Annotated in this window: 15 protein-coding genes; 6 read left to right on the plus strand and 9 right to left on the minus strand. The window is 46.7% G+C overall.

Annotation, left to right across the window (positions count from 1 at the left end):
• The first annotated feature begins 201 nt into the window (after positions 1-201).
• Positions 202-510, plus strand: coding sequence for a hypothetical protein (locus BM082_RS25275; RefSeq protein WP_229491766.1), 309 nt, complete (start codon positions 202-204; stop codon positions 508-510).
• A gap of 109 nt (positions 511-619) precedes the next feature.
• Here BM082_RS25275 and BM082_RS05365 read toward each other — a convergent pair whose 3' ends face one another.
• Positions 620-1,261, minus strand: coding sequence for a flavin reductase family protein (locus BM082_RS05365; protein WP_017010723.1), 642 nt, complete (start codon positions 1,259-1,261; stop codon positions 620-622).
• A 276-nt stretch (positions 1,262-1,537) separates the two neighbouring features.
• Positions 1,538-2,101: a Tle-like phospholipase domain-containing protein gene (locus BM082_RS05370; protein ID WP_017015676.1), complete on the minus strand. Its 564-nt coding sequence runs from the start codon at positions 2,099-2,101 to the stop codon at positions 1,538-1,540.
• Positions 2,102-2,172: 71 nt separating this feature from the next.
• Between BM082_RS05370 and BM082_RS05375 the strand changes: the two genes are divergently transcribed.
• Positions 2,173-3,135, plus strand: a complete 963-nt coding sequence (locus BM082_RS05375; protein ID WP_017010721.1) for a hypothetical protein — start codon at positions 2,173-2,175, stop codon at positions 3,133-3,135.
• 107 nt (positions 3,136-3,242) lie between these two features.
• Here the strand turns inward: BM082_RS05375 and phnP are convergent, their stop codons facing one another.
• The 3 genes from phnP to BM082_RS05390 form a co-directional block, all read right to left on the minus strand.
• The gene (gene phnP / locus BM082_RS05380; protein ID WP_074925620.1) at positions 3,243-4,004 is read right to left on the minus strand and encodes a phosphonate metabolism protein PhnP; all 762 of its coding nucleotides are present in this window, start codon (positions 4,002-4,004) and stop codon (positions 3,243-3,245) included.
• Positions 4,005-4,360: 356 nt separating this feature from the next.
• Positions 4,361-4,672, minus strand: coding sequence for a hypothetical protein (locus BM082_RS05385; protein ID WP_017010718.1), 312 nt, complete (start codon positions 4,670-4,672; stop codon positions 4,361-4,363).
• A gap of 150 nt (positions 4,673-4,822) precedes the next feature.
• Positions 4,823-7,369 (minus strand): Ig-like domain-containing protein, encoded by a 2,547-nt coding sequence (locus BM082_RS05390; protein WP_017015677.1) that lies wholly within the window; start codon positions 7,367-7,369, stop codon positions 4,823-4,825.
• Positions 7,370-7,707: 338 nt separating this feature from the next.
• Between BM082_RS05390 and dctP the strand changes: the two genes are divergently transcribed.
• Positions 7,708-8,754: a TRAP transporter substrate-binding protein DctP gene (gene dctP, locus BM082_RS05395; protein WP_017015678.1), complete on the plus strand. Its 1,047-nt coding sequence runs from the start codon at positions 7,708-7,710 to the stop codon at positions 8,752-8,754.
• Between the two features lie 95 nt (positions 8,755-8,849).
• Here dctP and BM082_RS05400 read toward each other — a convergent pair whose 3' ends face one another.
• Positions 8,850-10,961 (minus strand): EAL domain-containing protein, encoded by a 2,112-nt coding sequence (locus tag BM082_RS05400; protein ID WP_017015679.1) that lies wholly within the window; start codon positions 10,959-10,961, stop codon positions 8,850-8,852.
• 642 nt (positions 10,962-11,603) lie between these two features.
• On the opposite strand from BM082_RS05400, the gene BM082_RS05405 reads away from it, so the two are divergent.
• The gene (locus BM082_RS05405; protein ID WP_017015680.1) at positions 11,604-12,116 is read left to right on the plus strand and encodes a hypothetical protein; all 513 of its coding nucleotides are present in this window, start codon (positions 11,604-11,606) and stop codon (positions 12,114-12,116) included.
• Positions 12,117-12,302: 186 nt separating this feature from the next.
• Here BM082_RS05405 and BM082_RS05410 read toward each other — a convergent pair whose 3' ends face one another.
• Positions 12,303-12,629, minus strand: coding sequence for a hypothetical protein (locus BM082_RS05410; protein WP_017015681.1), 327 nt, complete (start codon positions 12,627-12,629; stop codon positions 12,303-12,305).
• A gap of 145 nt (positions 12,630-12,774) precedes the next feature.
• Positions 12,775-13,173, minus strand: a complete 399-nt coding sequence (gene gloA2 / locus BM082_RS05415) for an SMU1112c/YaeR family gloxylase I-like metalloprotein (RefSeq protein WP_017015682.1) — start codon at positions 13,171-13,173, stop codon at positions 12,775-12,777.
• A 779-nt stretch (positions 13,174-13,952) separates the two neighbouring features.
• Between gloA2 and dgt the strand changes: the two genes are divergently transcribed.
• Positions 13,953-15,485, plus strand: a complete 1,533-nt coding sequence (dgt, locus tag BM082_RS05420) for a dGTPase (protein WP_017015683.1) — start codon at positions 13,953-13,955, stop codon at positions 15,483-15,485.
• Between the two features lie 62 nt (positions 15,486-15,547).
• On the opposite strand, the gene BM082_RS05425 is transcribed toward dgt, so the two are convergent.
• The gene (locus BM082_RS05425; protein ID WP_017010708.1) at positions 15,548-16,183 is read right to left on the minus strand and encodes a TetR/AcrR family transcriptional regulator; all 636 of its coding nucleotides are present in this window, start codon (positions 16,181-16,183) and stop codon (positions 15,548-15,550) included.
• Positions 16,184-16,318: 135 nt separating this feature from the next.
• On the opposite strand from BM082_RS05425, the gene BM082_RS05430 reads away from it, so the two are divergent.
• A complete protein-coding gene (locus BM082_RS05430; protein WP_074925621.1) occupies positions 16,319-17,410 on the plus strand; it encodes an efflux RND transporter periplasmic adaptor subunit in 1,092 nt (363 codons plus the stop codon).
• Positions 17,411-17,415: the final 5 nt, after the last annotated feature.

A 17,415-nucleotide genomic window follows, 5' to 3' on the forward strand; every position in this document is an offset into this window, starting at 1 on the left:
GATTCTTGCCCAATAAGAAAGACTGCATTCGCTCAAGGGGCGAGATTTCATGTTCATGATTCAGCCGATATTCAGCTAAAGCTCAATGTGTTATCACTCGCTGAATCACGCCTGAACACAATTCAACTATCGCTTTTCGCAACCAACCTCCGTTGTTATGGTGATTTCGTTCTCAATAATAATGAAACGTTGGAGATAACAATGAAAAAGACATTAACCGCAGTTTTAGTCATGCTTGCTTCCTCTTCTGCTTTTGCACAGGCGCCGACAACTGAGCTGAGTGTGACCACAGTACGCGGCGGCGCTTTCGTTCAAGTAACACAAGATGGTGAGCCAATTTCTGGCTATGACGTATCCACATCCATCAACGCATTAGGCTCTAAATCCACCGACGAGAATGGCTTTGTGTATTTCTCTTTGTCACCACAACAGACGCAGCGCATCGATTTCTTTGTGATTGATGAAGACGGCCATAAGATCAAAAAAACGCGCACTATTGAACGTTCGTAACCACTGCGAGGAATCGCCAACTAATACCTCGTGAAGACAAAAAAACGCAGCCTCTTTGGCTGCGTTCTCGTCATTCATAAATTGGGTTCTTAACGGTCACGAAAATGGGTTATTCATCGTCACCCAAACATCGCGTTGGCAGATCAGGTTTTGCATAAGCCAATCGCCCTAATCGCTGAGTCACGTGATAGGCATCTAACCCTGACACGGCGACGGTATCTAATGTCTCTATATCGATGTATCCATCTTCCATCACGGCGATGTCTTCCACAAAGATATCCGTGATTTCACCGATCACCATGACGGTATCATTCACCGCCAAGGTCGTCATCTCCGCCACTTTAAGTGCATACGACAACGCACTTTCTTCGACAAATGGCGCGGTGATGCCCTCTCGAAACTGCTCGCCTAGCCCGGTTGCATAAAACTCGGATGTTTCCGCATCGTAGCGTGCTGACGTTTGATGGGCCTGTTTCCAAAATGACGCTGAAACCTGGTTAAGTGTGTATACGCCAGTGGTTTCTATGTTCTCTAACGTATCGCGCGTGACGGAATGAGGCCGGATGATCATGCCCACTAATGGTGGATTCGCCCCGAGATGAAACACAGAGCTAACCATAGCCAAGTTCGTTATCCCTTCAGCACTCACTGTGCCAACAAGGTTTGCGCTTTTGAATCCGGATAGACTATTGATAAGCCGCGCTTTATAGCGGCGTTCTAACGCGCTTAAACGGCTTTCATTGAAATGCATGATGATGAATTCTCTTTGGGTATTAGAACAGAAGATATGGCAGTAATACCCTGAAAAGCGGGGATTCGATCATTTTATCGAGCATAAGTGCGTAATCGCCTGCATGATACCGTTTGAGAATTAACCTCATTCTTTCAATCAGTTAATCTACAGCCGATGAATGAGTAAAAAGAGGGATGCTCGCAGCATCCCTAAAATCCATTGAAACATGAGAACACTTACATCCAAACAGCGCGGAGAAATGCCAAATCAACGCTTCTCCACTGTGCTGTATAACTACAGATCTTCTAGAAAGCTTGGAAACGAGTTTATGGCATACTCAACCTGCCATGTGAGAAGATCTAAGGTGTCATCTGTCCAATCGATGTAAAACAGAGAACGAAACGGAACAATGTCGTTATCGACGCTCACGAGATCGGCTGTATTAACGCGGAAAATAGGCTGTGACAAGAATTGGAGTTCTTCTTTTAGCGGCGTAGTGAAATGGCGAGAAAGTCCTGTATTGAGGAAAAACAGCGGTGTAAAACGATTTGCCGAGAGGTAGTACACATCACCATAGAGTTTCGAATCCACGCCCAAAGTGTCTGCATCTTGCTGATAATCAAGATCTGATACCATCTCGCCTTCAAGGTTGAAGTTATCAATATTGAGCGCATTGCTGTACCACACGCTGTCATCTTGTCCCGACGCACGAAGTGCTGTTTTCACTTCTTCTAGCACCGAATTACCGAGGCCAGAAGCATCAAACACTGTCGCAGGCTCGCCCGTAAGAATCGCTGCCGCAGCGGCAAGACCGCCACCGAGACTGTGGCCAGTGAAGTGAAAATAATTCTCTAACAAAGAGACTTATCAATTCGAAAATCTGATAACGTCACTAAAAAGGAAAAACAATCACACGCAGGGAGTACCGAATGAACAAGGTGGTCGCGTTTTTTAAACGTACCGTTGTCGACAGCTTTAACGTATCAATGACACTATACAAAGTCATGATCCCAACCATCATCGTCGTGAAAATATTCCAAGAATTTGGTGGTGTGGTTTGGTTCTCTTCGCTTATTTCCCCGCTTATGGATGCGGTAGGTTTGCCGAGTGAAATGGGCATCGTCTGGGCAACAGCGATGCTGATCAATATCTATTCAAGCTTGGTGGTATTGATCAACCTTGATGTTCCTATGACCGTCGCACAAGCCTCCATCTTAAGCTCCCTTATTTTGCTAGCGCATTCGATGCCAATTGAAACTGGGTTAGCAAAAAAATCGGGGATCTCAATCTGGTGGACATTATTGGTTCGTGTTGGCGGAGCCTATCTTCTAGGCTGGATTCTAAACCAACTCTACATGGCGACCGACGCACTTCAACAACCTGCAAACATGGTCTGGCAACCGAGCGGGACTGCAGATCCTTCTTTGCTAAATTGGGCACTCACCCAAGTTCAAAACTTGGTACTGGTATTCGTTATCATCAATGTGTTGATCTTCACGCTCAATGTTCTCAAAGTGATTGGCGTCGAGAAGCTTATTGGCAAGGCACTCAGCCCCTTTCTTCGCTTACTTGGTATCAGTAAGGAAGCGACAAACCTAACCTTGATTGGCATTACATTAGGCTTATCCTATGGCGGAGGGTTATTGATCAATGAGGCACAAAAAGGCCACATTGCCCCTCGCGATATTTTCACTGCCATCACCTTACTTGGCCTTCTCCACAGCTTGATCGAAGACACCCTACTGATGCTGGTCATTGGCGCAGATTTCAACACCATTTTCTGGGGAAGACTGCTGTTTGCGCTGGTACTCGTTGGTATCATTTCTCGTGCAGCAAAACTGCTGGATGGCGGAAGCTATGAGAAATACTTCTATCGTTCTGTTGCAAATTAGCGAAGTATCAATATAAACAACGATGCTAAACAACGAAGCTAAGCAGCGAAAAAAACCGCCTCATGGGCGGTTTTTAATGTGTCTCATGCACACTCAAATGGAGGACACTAACGAATCTCCATGCCTTCCCTACCTACTTCAAGCCAGTCTGGTGTGCCGTGCTTCATAAACCAGGCATCAAGTTCATGCCCTATGTGCGTGGCAATCATTTCTTTCGGCTGAAGTTTTTTGTAGATCTCATTTGCAGTTGCCAATCCGCCATGATTTGCATCGTCCTCAGCGGTTACAGAGCTACAATCCAACACCACAGCGTGCAGTTGTTCCTGACTCAGCAGAATGTCCATGCTGCTTGTTGGCAAACCGTTGGTATCCGTTAGGTATGCGTATCGCTTGTTCGCAAACTCAAAAATAAAACCGAACGTGATACGTGAATGATGCATATGTAAAGGCACGATGCGCAGGCCATTCACCGTGAATAATTCCCCGTGACGAAGGATAGGCTTGAACTGCAAACAGCCTGGGTGTTTGAGTAGGTCTGCGCAACCTGAAGGATCGTCCGGGCACCACACAGGAATAAGCGGTGGATTACCCCACCTTAGGTGGAAGAAGCCCTGAACGTGATCCACGTGAAAATGGGTTAACAAAAAACCATTATAGGTACCCGCAGGAAATCGAGCGTGCAAATCCATAAGCCCAGCATCTATAAGCAGCCTTTCTTTACTGCTTCCCCTTCCCCATTCAATCATCGCACTGCTGGGTTTTCTTTCAAACGCGGGTTGTCGCCTTGCACGATCACATGCAGAGCACTCGCAGCCATAGAGCGGAACGCCGCCAGCGGCTCCGGTTCCAAGCAGAGTCAACTTGAGCATTACGTTGTGTTCCCTAACCTAAATTACTGATGGAATGACAACGAAATTCCATGAATCGCCGTCCTATTCTTATGTTTTCTGTCTAACGTCCTGTAACAAACGCAGCCTGTGGCGACAACGAACGTTCGAACTTGCTAATAAACTAAAAATGACATAACAACACAAATGACATGCGAAACCTGTTGCAAAAACGAGCGTCGCGTTAAATAGATCTTCTCGGCCACTTTTTTCCAATTTTCTAGGCAGGTGTTTGTGACTATTAAGGATTTGCAGGATGATATTTTACAAAAACGTAACGTTTGTACGTAAAAGAATGAGGAGAATACGTTAGAAGAAATCGACAGAGCTAACGCGCATTAATACTCAACGTTGATAACCACATCATAGGGTGTTTCGAGTGTTACTTGGTCGCCAAATTTAACAAGGGTTTCAAGCGCCAAGACCACGCCAGAAAATTGTGTTTTCTTATGTTCAATCATATCTTTCCAAATGTCATCGAGACGCAACTTCCGGATATCATTAAACCCTTCAAGTTCAACTGTTAAGCAATAGTGCCACGCATCACCATGCCCTGACGCTTGGTAATCTGTACCAGGATTCCCAATGGAGCGCTTAGAAATCACTTCAACATCAAAATTCGTAAGATACTGTTCTTTCCATGAATGCATACGCAGCTCCTGATCAGTTGTTGTTGAAATCATAGTCAACATGTTGATTAAGCGATGGAACATCCCCTCTACAATGAGACATAAAAACGAAAACGGGAGCAGAGCTCCCGTTTCGGTTCATTCACGCATCATCGCGAGAATTGGTTCGATTTACTGTGCTGCATTCATCGCATCCAGTTTGTCGCCTACCGGACCAGAAAAGTTATAACCGTCATGCTGATCCCAGTTGATAGACCACGTCATCACACCGCCATAGTTCGGGTAATTAAACGCAGGGACAACCGTGCCACACGATGTGCCTTTGGTTAAGCAATCTAAAGCATCCAGAATGTTCTGCGTGGGTGCTTGACCAGAATTTGCAGAGCTTGGGCCTGAGGGCAAGCCGATCGCAACTTGATCATCACGTAATGGTTCAAACATTTGACCGTTCGCAAGTTCAAAGCCTTCAATCAACATTTTGGATTGCGCGACCATCATGTCCACTGACCCTTCCGGCGCTGCACCAGGCAGATACGGGTTAGGCATACCGCCATTGTTGTAAAGCTGAACATGAAGCAGATCTAATGTGTCACGAAGTTCATTGATCAGGGGAATGTATGCCCCCCAGATACCGCTGAACGCAACCATACCACCTTGAACATACGGGTGTTCTGGTGCCATCGTCAGGTACATATCACCGCCCATGTTCGCTTCAATCTGTTTTAACGCACCCGGTAAACGCGCTTGGATTTGCGAACCGTGAAGCAGGTTAGATCCGCTCTCTAAATCAATGTCTAAGCCGTCAAAGCCCCACTCTTTCACGATGTCGGTAAGACTCGATACAAAGTTCGCTTCATCCACGTCATTGTTCAACGTAATCGTGCCTTCAGCGCCACCCAACGACAGCACGAACACTTTACCTTGCGCTTGAAGCGCTGCCATGTCTTGCTTAAAGCGTTGTGGATCTAACGCAGGACAATCACTGTAGATGTCGCCGCTGTAGAGATTGAAGTGCACCGTACCATCGCTATTGCGGTCATTTTCAGCAAACGCAATATCAACAATATCCCACGCATCTGACATTTCGCTCAGGTTCATCGGACAACCCGCACCATTCACAAAGTTATGCCAGTAACCGATCAGCTTGTGTTTCACGGCAGATTGCTCAAACACTTTGACGGTCACACCGTCCGTGGTGACGGTAAGACCATTACTGTCTGTCGCCAGTGCTGACACAGAATAGCTACCAATTGCGCCAGGCGTCCAAACGGCATCGTATGGCGATGTTGTGTCGGTCGCGACAACCGAACCGTTCACCATAAAGTCGACTTTAGATACTGCACCATTCAACGAACTGGCTTCTGCTGCAAGCGTGACAGCCTTGCCTAAGCCCACCGTTGTGCCCGCAGAAGGCGACGTTAAGCTCGCGACCAAAGATTGGTCACTCACGCTCACCAACACGCCCGCATCACCGGTGTTGCCTTCATTATCAGTGGCAATCGCCGTTAAGCTGACATTGCCCTTGCCTGCTGCTAACCAATCCACACTATATGGGGCGACAGTATCTATTCCTAGGCTCTGGCCTGCCGCAAAAAACTCGACCCCATCAACACTGCCGTCAGCATCTGTTGCATCAACCGCGACATTCACCGTTTCGCCAGCAAGCACTGTTGCGTTGTCCGTAGGTGATGTAAACGTCACCGTTGGTACGATGGCGCAAATGCCCAATTCGGTCCAAGCATCTTGCCAGTGCGCGCCCACATTCGGCTCATACGCCCATGCTGCATCCGATGAACACCAACCTGCCACATCACACTGATATTTGTAATTCGCGTTCTGAACAATATCGCCCGCCGAATACGCCGTACCTGCTTTGTAAGTCGGTACGCCAGCGCAACCGCCACCCACCGAAGTACCCGCGACAGCAACGGTGACCTCACCAGACCATGAAGATAAGTTGTCTTGATCTGTTGCCTTCGCTTTGAACGTGTGTGCCCCCTCGGCAGCATCCCAGATGGCTTCATACGGCGCCGTGGTGTCAGAGCTGATAACGGCGTTGTCGACGTAAAAATCAACACGCGCTATTGGCCCATCTGCATCCACTGCATTGGCGGTAACAAGTACTTGATCGCCAGCTTTGATCTGAGCGCCAGACGTTGGGTTGGTTAAATCGACAGAAGGTGGCACACCGACCGTTTGTGATACCACAGAAACACTGACTTCATCCGAACGACTTGCGCCTTCGTTGTCCGTCACCACAGCTGTGACAATGAAATCGCCTTGCTCTGCTGTCCAAGTCAGTTGGTAAGGGGCTTTTGATACCACGCCTAAGCTGACATCGTTAAGTAGGAACGCAACATCAGACACAGACCCGTCGCTGTCGGAAGCAGATGCAGAGACAGTGATGACATCACCTTCGGTAAATTGGGCATTGTTCAGCGGAGAGTTAACAGACACAGAAGGCGGTTGATTTTCGCCCGTTGAATCACATTGGCCGAGCGCTTCCCACTCTTGCCATGGGCCCGAATGATCGGCAGGGTTATTGCCTGTCGTCCACCAGTTTGCCTTGTACGCATCTCCTTGATGCGCGACTTCTGTACCGCTGGTATAGATTGCGCCGCTTTCCCATGAAGGAAGGGAGTTACAATCCACAGCCCACGCAGGGAATGCAGCAGCAATACTTAGCGTGACCGCGGAGTAGAGTAACGGTTTGTGCATGATGAATTTCCTTATCAATGTAGGGTTGAGGGATTTCCACTTTATTTACATCTTGAAATATCCCTTACTCATCATCAGTAAGTTCCACCGTTTGTACCAATTTAACTCAATGATATTTATCGACAATTACTGGAGCCTCGCAAAATGGGGCTCAGCGACTTGAAAGCCTCATTGTGAAATCTGAGACAACATCACCTTTTTCTTTTCCCATTCTCAAACGCAGCACTGATCAAACCCCACTTCATAGATTATCTATTTAAAAGCGAGGAATTTTTCCGTGACTGATGAGTGAGTACTTGATGGAAAAAAAACAGAGATCACGCAGAGGAAGGTTCAGTTTGTCCACGCTGACTTCGCTGTTACTGGTGATCGCCTCATATTTCACATCGACGACCGTGCTTTTTGCATCAACGCTTCCAAAGCATGATGTCGAAAAAGAGCCCACTACGTGGCGTTTTGGATTGGAAGAGATCGAAGGATCGCTTCAGCACATCTACGCCAAAGCGTTTAAAAAACGTATCGAAGAGAAAACTCAAGGCGCGATTGACGTTGATATCTATTCTTATGGCACATTGGGAGAATCAGAAGATCTGACCAACTTAACCGCGCAAGGCACGGTACAACTCGCCCATGCCTCTACCGGTATTTTGGGGAAACGCATTCCCGAAATGCAGGTGTTCACTTTGCCGTATTTGTTGTCTCATGACGGTCAACGAAACAAACGCATTCTCAGCTCAAACTCGACGCTTTATGGCGTATTAGGGAATGCGCTGATAGACCAAAATTTGCGGCTATTAACGTTATACAGTGAAGGTGACATGGTCTGGACGACCAATGAACTGATCCGGCATCCTCGCGATTTTGATGCGTTCAAAATGCGTGTCATGAGTGCCCCCCTAAACATTGATACTTTTCGATTGTATGGCGCCGACCCTGTGTCACTCCCCTATTCAGAGATCTACAGCGCGCTTCAGTCTTATCGTGTAGATGGACAGAGCAACCCCATCTTTGCCATTGAAGAAATGCGATTTTACGAAGTAACGGATTACATGATTTGGTCAGGTCAGCAGAAATTCATCACGTCGATCATCGCCAATCAAGCGTGGTATTTACGCCTACCCGCGGACCAAAAAAAAGCGCTACGAAGTACCATCACCGAAATGACAGACATCATCCATGAACGCCAAGAAGCACTCAATCATTCGCAACTCAACACCATTAAACGTGAAAAGCCAGACATGGTGATGTTAACGCTGAACAGCCAACAAAAACGAGCGTTCAAGCAACGCGCAAAGCCTGTGCGAGAGAAATATATAGAGATGACGGGAAAGCAAGGAAAACGATTGCTAGAAGCCCTTGAAAAGGCCTTTGATACCGGACCATGAAGGAACAAGCTTGCAGAAAAAGTCCCCCTCTTTTTCGAGGAGGACATGTGTATTTTATCGGATCACAGAGTCACGCAACTTAACGTTGAAGAAATTTACGCCGCCGTGACTGGCATATTCCCAGCACAATTCCCAAGGGCAACACGCTGAAGGCTATAGTTTTTGAATTCGCTGGCAGAGACAGAACGACTGAAGTACCAACCTTGAATAATGGTGCCTTCTTCTTTCGCCACAATGTCATATTGTTCCTGTGTTTCAACACCTTCAACCACCACCATCAAACCTAATTGATTGGCGATGCCTGTTAGACTGTAGAACACTTGCTTACCGCGTTCAGTGTCTAACGCCAACACAAAACTGCGATCGATTTTAATCACATCGACATCGAAACGGTTTAAATAACTGAGCGAGCTGTACCCTGTTCCAAAGTCATCAATGTTGACCATAGAACCCGCCGAATGAAGGCGCTCAATGGACTTCTCAACCATCCACTCTTTTTCAATGAAAGTGTCTTCTGTGATTTCAAAATGAATACATCTTGGCGTTGCAGATATGAGGGTAACAATCTCTTCCATCGCGGCACGGTTAGTCAAAGTGTGGCTTGAAATGTTCACACAGATGGGCATCTCAAAACCTTGTTCGCGCCATTTCTTACTTTGGCAAAGCGCCTGTTTCAGTACCCAGAGATCGATGTCTGTCATCAAGTTTGCTTTCTCAAACACCGACAAAAAGGTCACTGGCGACGTGACATTCCCCATGCTATCGCGCAAACGGATAAGCGCTTCCGCGCCCACAACTTGACCTGTTGTGCTGCTCACTTGAGGTTGATATTCCAAGTAGAATTCACGTGTGGCAAAATCTTCGAGCTGCCTCTGCACACCTTCAAATTCGCGCACTTTACTGAGGGATTCTGTGACAGGATCGACAGCTAACACATACGCTTCTTCTTCGCGACGGGTAAACGTCGTATCCAGTGAGGGAATGTAAAGGTCTCGGGTTTTGGCGTGAGAATCCAACATTCGCACAAATGGCCAATACACCAATGTGCTCAAGCCCACCAGCGCGACTTGCAAGATCACAGCACCGTAGTCACCCCCCGTCGAAATGAAGGCATTCAAAATGAGCGGACTAGTAATAGGCGCCATAACCACAGGAACTGCAACCAAACCAACCTTCAGCACTGCCAGTGCTACAAGCATATTTGCCATTGGCGCTATAACAAACGGGAGCAACAAACGAAGGTTAAATATGATCGGCAACCCAAACATCAGGATTTCGTTAATGTTAAACAAGCCAAGCGGGATACTGGCTAGTGCAATTACACGAAACACTTTATCGCGTGAGAAAGCCAAAATCGCAATCGCCAAGCCCAAGGTTGCGCCTGACCCACCAATAAACACAAAAGACGACAAGGTCGATAAGTTCATGATGTTTTCAGGGATGCCATTAGACAGATACAAGGCACGGTTAACGTCTAAGCTATCAATAAGCGGTTGCACCAAAGGCGTCAGTGCATAGTAGCCATGAATACCCAAGAACCAGAGCAGCGAATTCAAACTCGCAAAGATTGCGCCAACGCTGTAAGGCTCAGCACTCGGATCAAAGTTCTGCATAAGCAGTTCAACGTCCAAATGCAAATTCGCCAAGGCAAGCGCTTTGGTGACCAGAACGACCACTCCAGTGACAATCACACCCGGAATGATGAGGTTCATGGCATCTTTCACCAACTTCCCTGCCACTTCATCTTCTACCAATCGCGCCCAAGACATTTTCTTAAGTTTTGAAATGAGCGGAACAGCATAAAGCGGCAAGGTTAAGCCAACGAAAGTCAGCAATATGGATGACGTTTGGGGTTCACACGCCAGTACTTTTTCAGCCACCGCAACGTAAGAGATGCAAAGCACCGCAATCGGCGGCCTTGGTAGGCGCCACTGGATCGCAAGCATCATGCTTATGGATGCTGAAAACAAATACGGATACAGCGCAGTTAAAGAGAGCCGTAACAAATTCAGTTCATTGATAAACCCAGGCATATCAACGCCTAGAAATTCAAGCATGCTTGCAATGAAGCCAAGAATACTAGACACAATTAAACACGGCACGAGCCAAAGCATACCATCACGCATCGCGCGTAATGATCGCGTCACTGCATCCAGTTTGTATGGATTGAACAGCGACAACAATGGCTTGCTTATTTTCGATTTCATCACGTTCACTTATAAATCACCAGGAAGTCTCCTGGCCAAAAAAGTCCGCAAAAATATAAAGGCGAACAAAATAAATTTAATATGTGCTTAAGTCTCAAGCGGGAGTATTGTAGTGCCTCGCATAATGAAAGCAACAGGTAGTATTGTTTCACCTTAAATTTTCTTTCGTTCCCATTTACTCAGTGAATGTAATGTGAAATTACATATCTCAAGGCTCTCAATTTGAGATTAAAATCACGAACCTCACTGTTAAAACGTGCTAGAAACCCATCCCAGCATTACTTCCTAGATCACCTTGGAGCCTATAGCTATAAGGGCTAAAGAAAATCCATAGCAACAATGAACGGTAATCTTTCTTTGATCAAACATTCACCGCACACCAAGCGACAACATTTTAAAAACATTATTTCCATAGATATGAATAAAATATTTTTAGTTGTTAATAGATGTTAATTTCGCGCAAACGTTTGCCTGCAAATTCTCCCAAAAAAAATGTGGCGATAAAGCACGCAGAGTTTGTAATGGTAATTAACATAAAAAAGCGTGCCGTTTTCTGCTAAATTATAAATCTAATAATTAATTGTATAAGTGGTTTCTGATTTGCGTACTTGGGGCTTTTTTCTACTTCTATTGAGTATTTTCATGTCGACTAACGCCATGAGCAAAACCAAACCCGCCTTTGTCGACACCCTAAAGCTTCACGGCTATGTGGATTCCTATGGCAACCTCAAACTGGGAAACACGGCCCTCACGGAGTTACCAGAAAACTATATAGTGAAGGGTTTTCTAGACATTGAAGGCAGTGAGATCATTCGTTTACCCAACACGCTCACCATCACGGGGCATTTGAACGCCGCACACTCCAAACTCACCACCCTGCCAAAGATCGACGTTGGTGGATACATCAATCTCACGGGGTCAAAACTCAAGGTACTGCCCGCAGGTTTAACTGTGAAAGGCGATCTTAGCTTGGTGAATACACCCATCCGCGCATTGCCAAGACGCCTCAACGTTAAAGGCAATTTGTTTCTCACCAATACAAAGGTGAAGCAACTCCCTCCCGATTTACAAGTGGGCGGCGATATCTACATGAGAAACACAGAAATTACGAATGTGCCAGAGAATGTTCGAATCGGTGGTAGGCTCTATCGGTGAACAGTAGGTTCTGTCGGTGAACAAAGGTGAGCCATCAAGGATGAACTGCCGGTAGGAGAATTGATATCGGCAATAGAGCGGACATCAGAAGCAAAAACGGAAACCGACATTCTATTGCTCACGACGGTTCTAACAATTCGCAGTGTCGAAAAAAGCCGTGCGTTGGCGAAGAAGCATTGTCGTTGTTTAGGCGGCTTTCTTCGCATCTTTCAGTTGCCACATTTGGATAGAATGCAGTTTTCTGCGCAGTGATAAGCCATAGCGATACCAAGTACGTCCACCGCGTTTGATGGTCACTTTGTGTTTGATCGTCACTTGCAGCGTCGGGAGTGACGTAATTTTAAGCTCACACGTTCCCTCTTCCAGTTTCCATTCAGAGATAAATCCAAGCCCTTTCTCAGAAATATCAGTGATCACAATACTTACGCGCGGCAAGTACTTGTGAGCCCAGTAAAGCTGGCCTTTCACTCTTGGATTTAAAAGGAAACGTTTCCAACGACGAATGTCGGTCATTCTTACACCTATCTTAACTTTGAATCACCATATTAATTCAGACGCATAACGCCATAGTGAAACAAAAGTGAGACAGATAGAAATTAAACGGTCGTTTGAAAAAAACACCGTAAAGACGCGCGTAAGCCCATCGTTTTTACGGTGTTTACAGCGAAGCAAGCTCGTAGAGTTCAAGCGGCAACCCATCAGGATCATTAAAAAAGGTAAAACGCGCACCGGTATAAGGGTCAACACGAATGGCTTCAACACTCACACCATGCCCTTCAAGCGCGTGCACCGAAGCATCAATATTCTCGGTCACAAAGGCAAGGTGCCTTAACCCTCTCGCTTCTGGGTAAGACGGTCGCTCAGGGCTATTCGGGAACGAAAATATCTCTAACTGCTTCCCATCCGACAATGCGACGTCCAGTTTCCATGAGTCACGTTCTTCACGGTAATGTTCCGCCAACACCGAAAAGCCCATCACTTCGGTATAGAAGCGTTTTGATGCCTCATAATCACTTACAATCAGCGCCACATGGTGTACACCCGATACTACAGACATGTTTTATCCTCATTGCGTATAATTTTTACCAACTCTTGGTAATTTTCGCCAACTTCATACAGTCTGTCTAGGGAGAGATCGCGGTCAGCACATTGAATACACATATTTTCAATGCTTTACCAAGTTGGCACTGTACTTGCTGTTTGTATTTGATAGAGACAAGGAATTGGCATCGCAACCAAGAATGAGGACGACACTATGACTCACTCAAAACGAAAGCAACAAAGTCTATTAGGACTCACCATATTCACGATTGGCGCAGGTATTGGCGCTGCAGGCAGCATCGCGATCGCCATGGGCGTCATCGGCTAACGGTCTTCAGGGCTCGCCCCACTCTATTCAACGTTAATCACCGCCTTCTTGTGGACACTTCTCCACAGCAAAGTGCATCATCCAATGATTGCGCAACGCATTGCGCTTTGCTCTCTTTTTTCTGCCTATCAATGCCTTAGATTAATCTCTTCGGCTATACCCTTTTCCTTTCTTATTCATGCCGCTACAACACGCGAAAACCGCATATCTACGTCGAACCAGTGTACAATTTTTCAACGCAGCGCTAAGGTAATGAATATATACCCAAACAACTAGAAGATGCTCGATTTCAGAGACCATCAGGCGAGTTTAATGACGCCATGCTCGGTGTTGTCCCTTTTTGATGGAGCTCACTACATCGGCAAAAGGACGCCTTGATCATAACGTCAGTAAAGCTCGCTGAATCCGGCATCTTCTAGTTATTTGGGTATACGTTAAAAACACGGTTTTCATTCAAGGAAGCATGCATGACACAGGCAGATCGTCGCCCCCAAGATCCCCATCTCATCGATTTCAAAAAGAAAATCAGCCTAGAGCGCCCTCTTCCCTATGGACGAGATTTGCAGCGCGCGTTGGAAAGCGATCGCGGTCGAATCATCAACTCTGCGCCAATTCGCCGCTTGCAGCAGAAAACCCAGGTGTTCCCCCTTGAGCGAAACTCCGCGGTTCGAAGCCGCCTCACGCATTCGTTAGAAGTACAACAAGTGGGCCGTTTCATTGTTCAAACCATCTTTGATCGACTGACTGAACAGCAAAAATCCGCATACGGTTTAGACGGCCTTGAACGCGCGGTGGAATCCTTAGTGGAAATCTCCTGCTTGATGCACGACATGGGCAACCCGCCCTTTGGTCACAGCGGGGAAGATGCCATTAACCGCTGGTTCACGCAAAATATGACGACACTGGCCCCCATGAAAGCGCTGGCTCAAGTATGCTCAGAGGATGAACTCGCCCCCATTCACCATGAGCTTTGTCATTTTGATGGCAATGCGCAAGCCATTCGCCTTGTGCAATCACTTCACCGTTTTAATCTTACATACAGCCAAGCTGCGTCAGTATTGAAATACACCCGCCCTGCGACTGAATCGGCCGAGCAAGTACCGAAAGATAAAAACTACCTCACCAAAAAAGTCGGTTATTACGTCACAGAAAAACCGTATGTTGAGGCCATGATGACAGCGCTAGACATGGCACCGTATTGCCGTCATCCACTCAGTTACATCATGGAAGCGGCTGATGACATTTCTTACTGCCTGGCCGATCTTGAAGATGCGGTTGAAAAGCGTATTCTCTCGCTCGAAACCCTCACCAAGTATTTATCAAAAACCTTTGAGGAACTGGAACCTGCGAACCGTCCCATCAAAAAAGACAAAACGTTCGATGTGCTGCTTCAAGATGTGTTTCAAGACGCATCTCACGATGAGATAAGCAAAACCCACAAGTTCTTTATTCGCCTGCGTGTCGAAATGGTTCACCCTTTGGTTGCCCATGCCTCTAAGCAATTTATCGACAACCTCGAGCAGGTTTACCACGGTGACTTCAACCGCGCACTGATAGAAGACAACAGCCAGTTCCACGCACTGGCCAAGACCTTCAAACAAGTCGCGCTCAAGCATGTGTTTAACGACCCGGAAGTCGAAACCTTGGAGCTTCAAGGGTATAAAATCATTGGTGGGTTACTCACGGAATACCGTCCCTTACTCGAGCTTTCTCAAGACGCATTCAGCGATATCGTTAAAGGCGGTGGAAGCAGAAGCTACCCCGTTGAGAAGCGCTTATTTAACAAGCTGTCGCGCAAACACGTTGGCGCGTATGAAGTAGCATTAAACGAGCGTAATAGCGACAAGGAAAACAAAAGCGGCATTGCGATAAACACCAGCATCGAAAACAGAGCCCTTTGGGAGTTTTATTTACGCTGTCGTTTACTGCAGGATTATGTGAGTGGCATGACAGACCAATTTGCGTTCGATGAATACAAATCTCTCGTGGTCAGCAATTAGTGGTGTTCAGTAATTAGTGGTGCTCAAGGTACTATCAATAAAAGGATTGGAACGGCGCGACATCAAGCGCCATTAAGTTTTGCTTCAGTGTAACCATAACCTCTCAGGAACACGTCGATGCTGCTATCAATATAAGTGCGACGTGTTGCTTCATCTTCATTGGCATCAAACCCAAAGAAACCCCAGTACACTGGACGGCCATGCAGCATCAGCAACATTTGCATTGCCGCGGATTCGACATCTTCACAAAACGGCATGTCTCCTTGGTTCACCAATTTCTGCAGATAGCGACCAAGCTGTGACACGTTTCGTTTCGGACCTTGTTCAAGAAAGATCCTGGCAAGTTCTGGGTGAGAATCCGATTGTCGCACCGTGTTTTGAAACGTGCTTCGCGCTTCGTGCCCCAACAGCATAGATTGGAACAACCAGCCATATTCACGCAACACCACATGTGGTGGTCGCTCATCTCGCTCCAAATCCCAATCCAACCCTGCGTTTTTACACTTTTCGATGATGCAGGTTTCAAAGAGTTGATCTTTATTGCTGAAATGCGCATACACAGTCTGCTTGGACACATTTGCATATTGAGCAATTGCATCCATTGATATGCCATACCCTTGTTGGCAGAAAAGTTCAGAAGCCGCATTTAATATTTGCTGACGCTTTTGCTCTTTTCGATCAGTACCCTGCACGCTCATGCGCTATCTCCACGAAAACCTTGCAACAAATATAGTACGAATCACACTGGACAGTCTAGTTTGATTACACTACTTTTATAAATATTGGACTGGACAGTCTAGTCCAAATATTAATCGGACAATGAGAATTTCGCCATGGAAAGACGTCACCCTCAGTTCATCATGCTACTGTCGACCGTGTTCTTGTCTGCCTGTAACTCACAAGCAGAGAACAAGAGTGAAGCTTTGCCTGATGCCGCACCAACGGTCAATGTCATGACGGTGAATATGGCACCGACCTACGCGGTTGATCGTGAATATGTGGGTACGGTTCAAGCCGGACAAACTGCTAATCTGGGTTTTGAACTGGGCGGCAAGGTAAATGAACTTCTCGTTAATGTCGGTGATCGCGTTAAAAAAGGCGCTGCATTACTCAGTCTAGATACACAACTGCTCGACACGGAAGCACAGCAGCTCACAGCACAATTAGAACAACTCGATGCGCAATTGGATCTCACACAAACAAATCTTCAGCGCCAACGGCAGCTCAAGAAAAAAGGATTCAGTGCCGATTCCGACATAGACTCATTGATCAGCCAACGCGATGCATTGCGCGCAAACGTGCGTCAACTTAAAGCGTCACTCTCTTCAACCAAACTTCGCAAAGAAAAATCGACCATGTACGCGCCTTATAGCGGCCTGATCAGCGAACGCTTTGTGTCTCATGGCGACGTAGTAAATGTCGGCGCACCGACTCTCACGTTACTTGCAGACACACAAAAAGAAGCGCACATCGGTGTGCCTGTTAAGCAATTGTTCGAACTTAGTCAACGCGAACAACCGCAAGTTCGCATTGGCGAATCGCTTTACGATGTCACTCTGCTCAACCCGGGTGCTGCGATCGACATGCGCTCACGCACTGTTATGCTGCGTTATCTGCTGCCTGAAGACACTGATGTGTTAAGTGGCCAGCTCGCTTATCTTCAATTTGAAACCCAGAATCCCGGTGAAGGATTTTGGGTACCGTTAACGGGGCTGACAGATGGACTCCGTGGCACATGGAATGTTTACGCAGCAGTAGAAAACGAAGACGGCGTTTATCAAATCGCACGCCGCTCAGTGCAAGTTCTTCACGCTGACAGTGATAAAGCGTATGTGTCCGGTGCTGTGAAAGACGGTGAAAAAGTCGTCTCTGACGGTATTCATCGCATTGTGTCAGGGCAACGCGTGAAACTGGCAGCGGAGTAACAGCA

Origin of the sequence: Enterovibrio norvegicus DSM 15893 (assembly GCF_900115495.1) — a bacterium.
GTDB classification, from domain to species: Bacteria; Pseudomonadota; Gammaproteobacteria; order Enterobacterales; family Vibrionaceae; genus Enterovibrio; species Enterovibrio norvegicus.

Bases quoted from the DNA above. Each gene is read 5' to 3' on its own strand.
- BM082_RS25275 (WP_229491766.1), top strand. From the start codon at position 202: ATGAAAAAGACATTAACCGCAGTTTTAGTCATGCTTGCTTCCTCTTCT.
- BM082_RS05365 (WP_017010723.1), bottom strand. From the start codon at position 1,261: ATGCATTTCAATGAAAGCCGTTTAAGCGCGTTAGAACGCCGCTATAAA.
- BM082_RS05375 (WP_017010721.1), top strand. From the start codon at position 2,173: ATGAACAAGGTGGTCGCGTTTTTTAAACGTACCGTTGTCGACAGCTTT.
- phnP (WP_074925620.1), bottom strand. From the start codon at position 4,004: ATGCTCAAGTTGACTCTGCTTGGAACCGGAGCCGCTGGCGGCGTTCCG.
- BM082_RS05385 (WP_017010718.1), bottom strand. From the start codon at position 4,672: ATGCATTCATGGAAAGAACAGTATCTTACGAATTTTGATGTTGAAGTG.
- BM082_RS05390 (WP_017015677.1), bottom strand. From the start codon at position 7,369: ATGCACAAACCGTTACTCTACTCCGCGGTCACGCTAAGTATTGCTGCT.
- BM082_RS05400 (WP_017015679.1), bottom strand. From the start codon at position 10,961: ATGAAATCGAAAATAAGCAAGCCATTGTTGTCGCTGTTCAATCCATAC.
- BM082_RS05405 (WP_017015680.1), top strand. From the start codon at position 11,604: ATGTCGACTAACGCCATGAGCAAAACCAAACCCGCCTTTGTCGACACC.
- BM082_RS05410 (WP_017015681.1), bottom strand. From the start codon at position 12,629: ATGACCGACATTCGTCGTTGGAAACGTTTCCTTTTAAATCCAAGAGTG.
- gloA2 (WP_017015682.1), bottom strand. From the start codon at position 13,173: ATGTCTGTAGTATCGGGTGTACACCATGTGGCGCTGATTGTAAGTGAT.
- dgt (WP_017015683.1), top strand. From the start codon at position 13,953: ATGACACAGGCAGATCGTCGCCCCCAAGATCCCCATCTCATCGATTTC.
- BM082_RS05425 (WP_017010708.1), bottom strand. From the start codon at position 16,183: ATGAGCGTGCAGGGTACTGATCGAAAAGAGCAAAAGCGTCAGCAAATA.
- BM082_RS05430 (WP_074925621.1), top strand. From the start codon at position 16,319: ATGGAAAGACGTCACCCTCAGTTCATCATGCTACTGTCGACCGTGTTC.